This is a genomic window from Alteribacillus sp. HJP-4 (assembly GCF_042139015.1).
In the GTDB taxonomy this organism is placed as follows: Bacteria; Bacillota; Bacilli; order Bacillales; family Marinococcaceae; genus JBHIKY01.
Genome location: NZ_JBHIKY010000004.1, coordinates 81,467 through 93,558, shown reverse-complemented (window position 1 = coordinate 93,558; position 12,092 = coordinate 81,467). Strand labels below are relative to the sequence as shown.

Below are 12,092 nucleotides of genomic sequence, written 5' to 3'. Positions count from 1 at the left end.
CATTATTAATGATGTCATATTGATAGTACCATAAAAACAAAAAGGGTTTGTTATCAGGAGAAGGAGAATGAAAAATGAATTTGTTTTTTTTATTGTTCAGCCTGGTTGGCGGAGCAGCTCTTGCTTTTCAAGCGGGTGTTAACGGGGAAATCGGGAAAAAAGTAGGCACTGTGGAGGCATCCTTTCTCGCTTATGGAACAGGAACGGTCGTACTGTTTATCTTTGTTTTATTTTTAGGGAAGGGGGATTTGTCAGCAGCCTTATCCCTTTCATGGTGGAAATTATTTATAGGAACATTAGGGGCGTCCTACATATTTATCATGGTGTGGAGTGTTCCAAACATTGGAGCAGGCTCAGCACTAATAGCGGCCATACTTGGACAGGTCATTATTGGAATGATACTTGATCATTTTGGAATGTTTGGTAGCGTCTCCTATCCGATTACCATTCGCCGCCTGTGTGGAGTGGTTTTTATGGGACTATCTCTGCTGTTGTTTTATAAAGGATAATTGCAGAAAAGTAAAGAAAGATGACACTTTGTTTTTACGTGAATCGGCGAAAAGTGATGGCTCACCAGCGAAATTTTGAAATTCATCAGCGGAAAATTCAAATTGATCAGCGAAATCTCGAAAATCATCGGCGGAAATTCGAAAATCATCAGCGGAATGCTCCAGCACCCTACATCTGCCGCTCTCAGCACAGACGGCACGCCGAGAATATCCAGCATTTCAGTAAAAAAAACACTGTTCAATAAGAATGGTGTTTTTTAATATTGACTGTCATTAAGTATTAGTGTACTATTTTATTAGTACACAGATACTTAAAGGAGAGATGAAGAAATGCATGCTTGGACAAATTTAGTTAAAAAGGAAATACGCTTAGGGCAGCCGGCGTTCTGGATTGCAATAGGGCTGTTCCTGTTCGTCGGTGCTATTGCTGGATTTTTTGGAAATAGATCCGGCTATTTATCAGAAACGTTACTTGCTTTTAGTGCAGTCTCGTTAGTGGCGATGGTATTGTACCTGGCTTATTATTTAATTTTCAGTTTTGGATCAGACACGAAACGGCTACACATCTGGATGCATCAGCCTGCTTCCGGTAAGAGCCTCATTTCTGCAAAGCTGGCTTCCGGCTTACTGAATCAGATTGTAACGATTGCAGTTATTCTACTGGTATTAACAATCTCGGTCTCTTTCACTCCGGAAGTGCTGATGGGAAGAAACTGGGCTGACTGGTGGAGCGCTGTCGGTTTTATCGGTATCCATGTAGTACTGCTATCTATCAGCATCAGCATGTGGCTCGTATTTTTCTGGATGATCTTTTTATTCATCAAACGCTCCATGCCAACAATTTTGAGTATATTTTTAACCATTGTGCTCGGAATCATTACGTTAACATTAATCGGCTGGTTCGCGGACACTCAGGTATACAGCTTTCTAACCCAATGGGGTGCCTTTCAAATCACAGATGTCCTCTTTTGGCTTGATCATGGAAATACTGGCTCCTTTCAAAGCGGCGGGTTTTCTATGGATGCGGCTCCCACCAACGAAAATGGAATGTTTTATGCAGGAAACTACGTGTATGAAACAATTGTGACGATCCTGTTGTTTGTGTTTTCATGCTGGATCTTGGATAGAAAAGTTGAGGTGTAGGCGATGAGCGAGGATTTTCAATCAACGAGTCCAATTTATATGCAATTAGCTGATCGTATCAACCGGCAGATTCTGCGAGGGGATTTGAAGCCCGGCGAAAAGCTGCCCTCAGTGCGTGAGATGGGCATGCAGTCAAATGTGAATCCAAATACTGTTCAAAGGACGTATCAGGTACTGGAGGGATCAAATATCGTGGAAAGCAGACGAGGCCAGGGAACATTTGTGACTGAGGATCCGGCCATATTGGAATCGATGCGGGAGCGTTTAAAGCAGGAGGAAATCTCGTATTTTATAGGAGTTATGCGTGATATGGGGTATACAGCAGAGGAAATTAAAGCAGGAATTGCTGATTTTTTTAAGCAGACGAAGGAGGACTTAAGATGATAAAAATGGAAGGTGTAACAAAGCGTTTTTTATCGAAGAAGGCATTGGATAATGTTGATCTAACACTTGAAACTGGGAAAATTATTGGCCTCGTCGGTGAAAATGGTAGTGGGAAATCTACAACATTGAAGCTGATTGCCGGGCTTAATCAGCCGACCCGAGGAAAAGTATTAGTAAATGGCAGACGTGTCGATCGCCGAATTGCCTCTCAAGTGTCTTATTTATCCGAGTTGGATGAATACTACCGATTTTATACTGTTGGAGGCATGATGGACTTTTATGCCTCGCAGTTCCCAGATTTTGATAAACAGAAGGCTATGGCCATGCTGTCTTTCATGAAGCTGGAGAAAAAAGACAAATTAAGAAATTTGTCAAAAGGTAATCGTGGCCGGTTTAAAATTGTTTTAGCTCTGTCGCGGGATGTTCCAATTATTTTGATGGATGAGCCGCTTTCAGGGCTGGATCCAATGGTGCGAGATTCAATTGTGAAAAGCCTGATTTCATACATTGATTTAGAACGGCAGATCGTATTGATCACCACTCATGAAATAAAAGAGATTGAGATGATATTAGATGAAGTAATCGGCATTAAGGATGGGAAAATCATCGGTCATCATAATGTGGAAGAACTGCGTTCAGAAAAAGGGCAGGGCATCGTCGAATGGATGACGGAGGTGTATCAGTAAAAATGAGGCATTATGAAAAATGTACTCATCATAGGAGGCAGTGGAATGCAAAGCAGTGCAGCTGCCTATTTTCTTGCTCTACAATATACTGTTATTGTTGTCGGTAGAAATAAACGCAAGTTATCCTCACTTCAGCAGAAATATGAGCACTTACAGGGCACCTTTGTTCCACTTTCTCTTAACTACAACGACGAGCAGGACTTTATTGAAGCTATAAAAAAAATAAACAGGGAGTAGGGTGAGATTTCTTTATATATCACAGGGATTCATGGAAGAACTCAGCCTTCTTTCTATAACCAGGCAGCTTATTTTAACAATAACAAACATATAGAAATAATAAGAGTTCTCGGAAGCAGTGCCGAAAACCCTACTGTTAAAACAGAGGACAGGGCATATTTCAAGTAAAATTTCTCAAAAGTAACTTATAAAGAGGTTTTCCTCGGATTTAAATTATCAGACAGCCGTTCGAGACGGCTGACAAAACAGGAAATCAGTGACAACGTAATCTCCGCCTACCATCAAAAAAATGGCCGAACGATTGTCGGGATCGTTGAACCGTGGTCCCAAAAACCATAGAGGGGACTTAAACAATGAATAGGGGATACTCATTTGAAATGGAAAAAAAGATTGAAATGGTTCGTGACAGGGCTGCTGCTTCTAATTATCTTTATCTATGTAAATAACAGCTCATTTTTTGCAGAGGAGCGCAACGAAGATCCATTACTGCTGGCGCATCGCGGACTTGGGCAACCATTCTCTATGGAAAATATAGAGTCTGATACATGTACGGCAGAGCGTATATTTCAACCGGAACACTCTTATTTGGAAAACACAATTCCGTCGATGGAGGCAGCATTTGAGCTTGGAGCTGATATTGTAGAGTTTGATATTATGCCGACAAAGGATGGCCAGTTTGCAGTTTTTCATGATGCCGGGCTCGATTGCCGCACGGACTCAGGAGGTACGACGCAGGATTATACGATGGATGAGTTGAGAAAGCTCGATGTCGGCTACGGATATACAGCAGATGATGGAAAGACCTATCCGTTTCGTGGAAAAGGGATTGGAATGATGCCTTCGCTTGATGAGGTAGTATCGAGTTTTCCGGACGAATCCTTTTTGATACATATAAAAAGTAATGAAAGAGAAGAAGGACATCAGCTCGCAGAATATTTGAAAGAGCTGCCAGAAAGCCGTACGAAGCAGCTTGCAGTTTATGGGGGGGACAAGCCGATTGCAGCATTGAATGAGGACATGCCGGACATGCGCGTTATGTCGATGGAATCTTTGAAAAGCTGTATGCTGCCTTACATTGGAGTGGGGTGGTCCGGTTACGTCCCTGATTCATGCCATAATACGCAGATCCATCTTCCAGAAAAATTTGCTCCCTGGATATGGGGATGGCCGGATAAGTTTTTAAATCGTATGGAGGCCGCCGGCACCAGGGTAATTGTTGTTGCAGGAGATGGCGGCTGGTCAGAAGGCTTTGATTCTGCGAAGGATATGGAACGGCTGCCTGATGATTTTTCTGGGGGGATCTGGACGAACCGTATTGATATTATCGCTCCGTCAATTCGTGATTAAATGAAGCAGCAGGCAGGGGTTCATCGGCGAAAACTCGAAATTGATCAGCGAGTTTTTTAAATTGATCGGCGAAAACTCGAAATTGATCAGCGAGTTTTTTAAATTGATCGGCGGTAAATCGAAATTGATCAGCGAAATTTTGAAAATCATCAGCGATCTATAATAACTCGACAACACATGACGCAAGCTCATCAGCACAATAATCAAAATATGGCTGCCTCCCAAAAGGGAGACTGCCATGTACATTTTATTTTAGCCGATACAACGACAGGACTTTGGCAGATTGGGCACGAGTCGCTGTGTTATTCGGCTTAAACTCATCTCCGTCATAGCCGTCAATGTAACCTAGCTCATACGCAGATTCTACGGCAGCGGCCATTTCTTCATCTAAATGATCGGTATCTTTAAACACCTCGGAAGCAGGCTCGTGGGCTTCTCCATTTTCATATTCATAGGCACGCATGAGCATCGTCACCATCTGAGAGCGTTTAATCTGCTTATGCGGCTCGAATGTGTCGGATGATGTTCCGATGACAAGACCTGCTTCATATGCCGCTGCAATTTCATCCTGTGATTCCTGGGCAAGATGGGTGATGTCGTCAAATGGAGCATCGCCGGAAGCTTCGAGACCAAGAGATCTTGTGAGCATATACGCAAACTGAGCACGTGTTATTTTCGTCCGGGGAGAAAACATTGATTCGGATGTACCTTTTGCCAGACCGTTAAATGACATGTCAAACACATATGGGTTTGCCCAGTTATCGAGTGGGACATCATTGAAACGTTCTCCGACCTGCATGATACGGCCTTCCGGCTTCATGTCAATTGTCTTCACTTCATTTTTTACGTAATCCCGAAGTACATCAGAGTCAATATCGCCAACCTCGCTGTCACCAATTGCGTAATCATCCATATTGTCTGCGAGGAAACTGTAGTCATTTGTAGTCACGGTGTAGGTTTCGTCGTCTTCAATCGGGGTTCCGTCCGGCAGCATAATATCGACAACCTCGCCCTGCTGGGCATCATGATCATAGCGATATGTGTACTGAAAGCCGGCAATTGAATAATCAAGGCCGTAGCTCGTAATTTGATTATTCATAATTTCGCGGAGCCCTGTGCCGTCCACTGTGAATTTCTGAAGCATATTCTGAAATGGCTGAATCGTATATAAATCGCCGAAGGTAACTTCCCCGGCATTCAGCCCGGCCCGGACACCGCCTCCGTTCATGATTCCAAAGTCAGATTCCATCGACCAAACCATCGAATCAGCGATCAAATTGCCGATAGCATGATCTGAATAAGCACGGTCGTTGAATGGATAGCGGTTTGATTCGTAGTCATAAAGGCTTTCGCCGACTACTTCATTTTGAATTGGTTCAATCAGCTCATCGTATTCAGCGATGATTTCCGCTACTTCCGGGTCTTGTTCGACGTCGTGTGTGTTGTACACCACTTCCGCTTCCGTAGCCTCTCTCACGATATCGCCTGAGTCTGGATCAATCTCGATATCGACTGCTCCGAAGGCGTATCCGTATTCCCATGCCTGAACGACCTGCACATCATCTTTAATGGTGGAGTTTACGGTTTCGTGGTTGTGTCCTGCGAAAATGACATCCACTTCATCATGGAGCTCCTCCTCCCATTCGCCGACATCTTCAATCATTGTTCCGCCTTCTGCCTTCGCGATCGTTTTTCCATCTACAACTTCGTTGGAAAACTCGGCATCCTGCTGCGAGGCAGGATTATGGGCAAGAACGACGATCGCGCTTATACCCTCATCGACCAGCTCATCCGCATATGTATTAATAGCATCGAGCTCATCACGGACTTCGAGATTCTCGTTGCCCTGCACCTTTACCATACCCGGCGTATCTGTAGTGGCAACTCCGATAAAACCGATTCTAGCTCCATCAATTTCTTCGATATGATAAGGATTAAGCAGTAATTCATCGGTGGAGGAATCATATACATTTGCAGCGATGTTTGGAAAATTCATGCCATCGTAGCCTTCCGTTTCCGGAACATCCGGATGATCTCCGCCTTCCACCATGCGCTGAAATTCTTCGATGCCTTCATCAAATTCATGATTTCCGACTGTGCCGATATCTACTTCCATCGCTTCCATAATTTCTACGACCGGCTGATCCTGAAAAGCGGAAGCAATAATCGGAGAGCCTCCGATCATATCGCCGGCATGCACTGTCAACGTATTTTCGTTATCTGCTTCATACTCCTTTAAATGGGTGGCCAGGTAATCAGCACCTCCGACCATGACCTCGTCCTCGCCGACATCAATGGCTGTTTCCTTTGTAATCTGGCCATGCCAATCATTCAGGCTGAGAAGCTGCACATCAATATTTTCCGCATCAGCCTTCGCTGCAAAAGAACCGAATGCTCCAACTGATAATGCCAGCCCAAAACCAATAATTCCCTTTGAGCGTTTCCGCATCGAACCACCTCATCTTTAGTAAATTTGTCTTTCTTCATCCTCTCTCAATCTATCAGACTACTATTAATGGAGTGTAAAGCTATGGAAAAAATATTATGTAGAATAGAAGAGAAGTTCTGAAGTAAAGACCGAGAGCTGTTTATACTCCCTATGAAACCATTCTTTACATTTTGGCAATATCCCCTTTCTTTTTACAAATTGTAAAAATCATGAGTAAAGATGCAGGATAAAATCCCTTAAGTCTACCGGGCTGACTAACGTTCGTTTCGCCTATGTTACGAAAGTTTCCGCTGATGATTTTCGATTTTTCGCCCATAATTTTCGAAAACCCGCTGATCAATTCGAGTCATTCGCTGATGGAAAAGAGATTTTCGCTGAACAACCTGAGATTTCTGCCGATAAAATGGAAACAAGCTCCACTTCTATTCAAAATAATCCTGAATTCTTTTGACCGATGGCAATGAATAAAGAGATAATGGAACAACATACCATTAGGATCGGAGGAGAAAAAATATGAAGGTGGAAGCGGCAAAATCGATAGCACAAAAGTGGGTGGAAGAAGAGGTGGGCGGCGAGTCATGGTTTCGTGGAGCTTTTTTCAGCGGTTCAGTAATGGATCTGGAAGCAGAGGAGGAGCTTCCGGCAGACTCAGATCTCGATATTATGGTTGTTACCAGCTTTGCAGACCCGCCATTAAAGCCTGGAAAATTTGTTTACGAAGGAGTGCTGCTTGAAGTCTCTTATCTGGCCGCTTCCCAATTTCGGACAACAGAAGAGGTACTGAACAATTATCATTTAGCGAACAGCCTCCGCGTAAATAACATTATCACAGACCCCCAAGGAAAGCTTCGACCGCTGCAGAAAGAAGTCGAACAAAAATTCTACACTATATCCTCGGTAAGACAACGTTGCGAGATAGTAAAAGAACGAATTGAACTCGGCCTGCGTTCTAATAATCTCTCCAAACCGTTTCATGAACAAGTAACAGGGTGGCTTTTTCCGACAGGTATCACTACACATCTACTTCTGGTCGCAGCACTCCGAAATCCTACAGTCCGCCTCCGCTATCTAAAGGTACAGGAGGTCCTGCAGGACTACAATCAGCTCGATCTATACCCTGAGCTCTTGTCATTACTCGGGTGTGTGGATTTTACCAGGGAACAAGTGGAGTACCACTTGGGCGAACTGGCCCGAACCTATGACACCGCAGCTGAACTATCTGAGACGCCATTCTTTTTCAGCAGTGACATATCAGTACAATCGCGACCGATCGCGATTGACGGCAGCCGGAAGTTGATAGAAGCTGGTTTTCACCGAGAAGCGATCTTCTGGATGGTTGCTACCTTTGCACGCTGCCACATGATCTTGGCAGCTGATGCCACCGAGGAGCAACAGCAGCAACACTTGCCCGCATTTAAAGCCATCGTCTCCGATCTTGGCATCCATACAAGTGAAGATATGAAGGCCCGAAGCTATAAAATGGTGGATTTTCTGCCGCGGTTGTGGAAATCAGCAGAAAAAATTATGAAAGAGAATTCTCGTATAATGTAAGGACAAGGCTGAAAACAGAGGAATGAAACCAAACGAGAAGGAAATACGAACTATTTTGTTGATTCTCATGTAACAGTAGTGAGGGTATTCAAGGACATCGACTTTTATTCTTTACTATCTAATGTCGCCATATGTACAAGGAAGAAATGGAGAATTATCTTCAGGTTTACAAAACAAGTTGAGTCAAAGAGTTTGGTTGTGAAAAAATATTCAAAGAAAAAATTAGTGGTCGTTCAATGGACCAACGAAAGCAATTTAATAAGCTGCTGGATACCGTAAGTGATGGAGACACCATTGTGGTTACGAAGTTAGATCGATTTGCCAGAAGTACCAAAGATGCGCTTAACACCATTGATTTTTTAAATAATAAAGGGGTTTTCCTCGTGGTGCTGAATATGGGTGGGGAGAAAGTAGACACACAAACCCCGATTGGAAAGTTCATGATAACGATGCTTGCAGGTGTCGCAGAATTTGAAGCAGACATGATTCGAGAAAGGCAATTAGAAGGGATTGAAAAAGCTAAAGAAAGAGGGGTATACAAAGGGAGACCGAAAACGTACACAAAAAACCATAAGGGTTTAGAATCAGCCTTAGATGATTTTCAGAACAGGGATAAAAATGAACTAACCGTAAACCAAATTTGTGAGACATATAAAATAAGCAGAGCTACACTTTACAGAGAGGCTAGAAAACAGTGAAAATAACAGAGTACAACAATATGAGAACATTGTACAATTCCTATAGTTTTTACTAACATTCTTTTTGGTTGGGCGCTCCCGTGTTGTTTCTCCTATCAAACATTCATTCAATAAACGACGATGATAAGGAATAAATAAACCTTCTGAAATCATATGGACGATCTCATACTTTGAGACCCATTTTACTTACTTAACTTCTTCAGTCGGTAGTAAAAGATTTGAGATGTTTACATCGGTTTTCATAAGATACTAATCAACAAATCCATTTTCGAAGTTAACCGTTAGATAAGGGTGTCTATTTCGAAGGTTTAGTGTATTCGGGTGTGCGATTAACTTCTTCTTTGAAGGAACCGGAGTGTCTATAAAGACTGATCCATCGATCAAATGAAGAAGACGTCCATTCATATTCTTTGATAATCTTTTATTAGATTTACCGTGTTTCTTAAAACGGCACAATCTGTTTCTTATTGTCTCCGTTTTATGGCATCTATTCCTAATAGTAAAAGCGAACCGCCTATTTATAGTAGGAAGTTCGCTTGTTATTAACTAATAATATAAATGTCAATGACTTGGTGGACTCGTCAGAGAGTCATCTATGAAGGATTTACTGCTCCCCAAAAAGGGGCCGACCCGAAAGGGATCATTATAATCTACATCAATCTCGTTTGGTAAAGGATTTGTTCCTACACCAAGTGGTTGGGAGCTTACCGCAGTTGTATCAATGACCGTTTTAGTAGATCCAACAATTACTGGTACATTATCACTTCCTGAGTTTGCTGGTTAACAGCTATTTTCCAGCAATACTTCTTTTTTCATTTCTCCTCGAGGTTATGAACGGTCCAACGAGTAAGTGGTGAGGTGGCAAGAAATAGCCACAAACTTCTTATTGGGAAACGAACTATAATAAAGCCTAATTAAAAGAAAATGTGCGAAAATCTACGAGCGTTCTATATATATGTCCTTATTAATAGTTCGTAAATTTTATAGAGTGGAGCATTGAACAATTTGATAGGTGTAAACCAATATGTATCTAAAATTATAAGAGGAAGAGACACATATTTATTTACCTCTGCTCTTCTATGAGTATATTAGTGGGTATCGTTGATCACTTCCTCACTAATGCAGTTATCAGGTTATAGGAAGGCTCTGTTATTGTTCCAACCAATAATGCTAAAATGGTTTGAGGTAGTAATTAAATATAAAAATATATCAAAAATAAGACTACTTGCGACGGGGAGATGTCAAAAACGGTAATTTATGCTCTAGGTTTTTCTATCACCGATGGCGTTAAATAGGTTATTCAGCATGGGGCAGTATCAAAAGGTTAAAGACAGTTGAGGTCATCCCAAAAATAATGGGGTTGTATCAAAAGCCCTTAACGTAAAATACCATGGACGCCATCCCTCCAGATGGTGACCATGGTATTTTTTTCAAACCAGCTTATGCAGCTGGTTTCTTTTTACGGTGTTTCGCCGCCGCTATCTTTCGTATGTTGTGGGCGAGAGCCACCCAACCGAACTCCACCTGAACTTTTTCCTGCCCTCTCAGGTGGAATCGCTGAAAGCCGAGATTCTGTTTGACATGTCCAAATACACTCTCCACGTCCGTTTTCCGGCGCGCGTAGAGTGTTCGTCCGAACTCGCTTTGCAGTTTGATTGCTTCTTTGGCCTTGAGTTCCTCGTAGACCGGATTGTAATAAACTTTCCGGTTGCCTTTGGCGGTGGTGCAGTCCGCTTTGAACGGGCATCCCTCACAGGATTCACATTCATAGATTTTAAAGTCCCGTCTGTATCCGTACTTGTCTGTGCGTCGGCGGTAGTGGCGGAACGTGACTTTCCGCTGATTCGGACACCAGTAAAGGTCGTCTTTCTCCTCATACGTCCAGTGATGCGGATGATAGGCTTTTTTCGAGAACGACCGTTTCTGTTCCTGGTCGTACGTGTTATATGGGATCAGCGTGTGAAGATCTTGTTGTTCGGTGAGATACATGTAGTTTGGTTCACTTCCATAACCGGCGTCGGCCACCAGGTGCTTGGGCAGCTTGCGTCCGGTTTCCTTGAGGCTTTCCCAATGGGGCGCAAGCAGCCGGGCGTCCGTCGGACTCTGGTGGATCGAATAATGGAGGATAAACTGGTCCTGCGTACCGGCCTGGATGTTATACCCTGCTTTGAGCTGGCCGTTCATCATGTGATCGTCTTTCATGCGCATAAACGTGGCATCCACATCCGTCTTCGAATAACTGTTGCGCTCTCCAAATAAACCCATGTGGGTTTCGTATGTCTCCAGCCGGAGAAGGTAATCATTCGTTACCGCACGATGAAACTCACGCAGAGGTTTGGCCGCTTGTTTTTTCGCCCGTTTTTCTTCGGCTGTGTCCGCAGCTTCGATAGCGTTCTCTTGGGCCCGTAGCTCCTGTTCGACTTTTTCAGCGACCTCTTCGAGGGCTCTCCGGGAGATTCGTTCCCGTTGAAACCTCTCGTCTTCTTGTTTTAGGGTCTCGATATCCACCTCGATCGCCTCTTCAATCGCACGCAGGTTGTCCTCGATTTTCTTCTGGAGTTTTTCTTCATAGCCCTCGATACTTTTGCGCCAGACAAACGTGTATTTGTTGGCGTTGGCTTCCACCTTGGTTCCATCTAGAAAATAGTGCCTTCCATCCACATACCCTTTTTTATCGCAATAGCGGACAGCTTCTTCCACCATCCTCTGAGCGGCGTACACTTTTTTTCCTTTGTATACAAGGGGGACACACCGTCCGCCGTTCTGGCTGCTGTAACAATTAGAATATCTCCGTACTGAACCTGTTCGCTTAATCCTCCAAAGTAGACGGTCTGGATAAATTTTTCTGTTCCCACTAAAGCAAATTGATGGACAAGCATTCCTGCCATAGATCCGCCGAACACATTTGAAAAACCAACATTTTTTCCTTGAAAATCTCCGGTCACCATATTCCAATGGGGAAGGTATTGATCCCTAATCAAAATATCCTTCCAATGATTCAAATTCCACTCGTGCTCAAATTCCCCTCGTGCTCAAATTCCCCATGCAGATTAAGAGAGACAGGCACGTTCTCTTCTTTTATCCGTAA

Annotated in this window: 9 protein-coding genes and 2 pseudogenes; 8 read left to right on the top strand and 3 right to left on the bottom strand. The window is 43.3% G+C overall.

From position 1 onward, the window contains the following. The first annotated feature begins 74 nt into the window (after positions 1-74). The 6 genes from ACE4RR_RS04935 (at position 75) to ACE4RR_RS04910 (ending at position 4,306) form a co-directional block, all read left to right on the top strand. A complete protein-coding gene (locus ACE4RR_RS04935) occupies positions 75-509 on the top strand; it encodes a DMT family transporter (protein WP_375534291.1) in 435 nt (144 codons plus the stop codon). Positions 510-839: 330 nt separating this feature from the next. Beyond that, entirely contained in the window at positions 840-1,652 is an 813-nt protein-coding gene (locus ACE4RR_RS04930) for a hypothetical protein (RefSeq protein WP_375534290.1), read from the top strand. 3 nt (positions 1,653-1,655) lie between these two features. Further along, positions 1,656-2,036 (top strand): GntR family transcriptional regulator, encoded by a 381-nt coding sequence (locus ACE4RR_RS04925; RefSeq protein WP_375534289.1) that lies wholly within the window; start codon positions 1,656-1,658, stop codon positions 2,034-2,036. Then, positions 2,033-2,722 (top strand): ABC transporter ATP-binding protein, encoded by a 690-nt coding sequence (locus tag ACE4RR_RS04920; RefSeq protein WP_375534288.1) that lies wholly within the window; start codon positions 2,033-2,035, stop codon positions 2,720-2,722. Before ACE4RR_RS04925 ends, ACE4RR_RS04920 begins: the two co-directional genes overlap by 4 nt. A gap of 45 nt (positions 2,723-2,767) precedes the next feature. Next, a complete protein-coding gene (locus tag ACE4RR_RS04915; protein ID WP_375534287.1) occupies positions 2,768-2,959 on the top strand; it encodes a hypothetical protein in 192 nt (63 codons plus the stop codon). A gap of 372 nt (positions 2,960-3,331) precedes the next feature. Further along, complete coding sequence (locus tag ACE4RR_RS04910; RefSeq protein WP_375534286.1) at positions 3,332-4,306, top strand: glycerophosphodiester phosphodiesterase family protein; 975 nt, start codon at positions 3,332-3,334, stop codon at positions 4,304-4,306. A gap of 247 nt (positions 4,307-4,553) precedes the next feature. Here the strand turns inward: ACE4RR_RS04910 and ACE4RR_RS04905 are convergent, their stop codons facing one another. After that, on the bottom strand, positions 4,554-6,755 hold the full coding sequence (locus ACE4RR_RS04905; protein ID WP_375534285.1) for a 5'-nucleotidase C-terminal domain-containing protein: 2,202 nt from the start codon (positions 6,753-6,755) through the stop codon (positions 4,554-4,556). A gap of 513 nt (positions 6,756-7,268) precedes the next feature. On the opposite strand from ACE4RR_RS04905, the gene ACE4RR_RS04900 reads away from it, so the two are divergent. Next, the gene (locus ACE4RR_RS04900; RefSeq protein ID WP_375534284.1) at positions 7,269-8,306 is read left to right on the top strand and encodes a hypothetical protein; all 1,038 of its coding nucleotides are present in this window, start codon (positions 7,269-7,271) and stop codon (positions 8,304-8,306) included. 197 nt (positions 8,307-8,503) lie between these two features. Then, a pseudogene (locus tag ACE4RR_RS04895) lies at positions 8,504-9,004 on the top strand (recombinase family protein); the annotation flags it as partial. Positions 9,005-10,453: 1,449 nt separating this feature from the next. Here ACE4RR_RS04895 and ACE4RR_RS04890 read toward each other — a convergent pair. Together ACE4RR_RS04890 and ACE4RR_RS04885 are read right to left on the bottom strand one after the other, a co-directional pair. Then, positions 10,454-11,677, bottom strand: a pseudogene (locus tag ACE4RR_RS04890) (IS1182 family transposase); the annotation flags it as partial. Next, on the bottom strand, positions 11,641-11,985 hold the full coding sequence (locus tag ACE4RR_RS04885) for a nucleoside phosphorylase-I family protein (protein WP_375534283.1): 345 nt from the start codon (positions 11,983-11,985) through the stop codon (positions 11,641-11,643). The pseudogene ACE4RR_RS04890 and the gene ACE4RR_RS04885, both read right to left, overlap by 37 nt. Between the last annotated feature and the right edge of the window lie 107 nt (positions 11,986-12,092).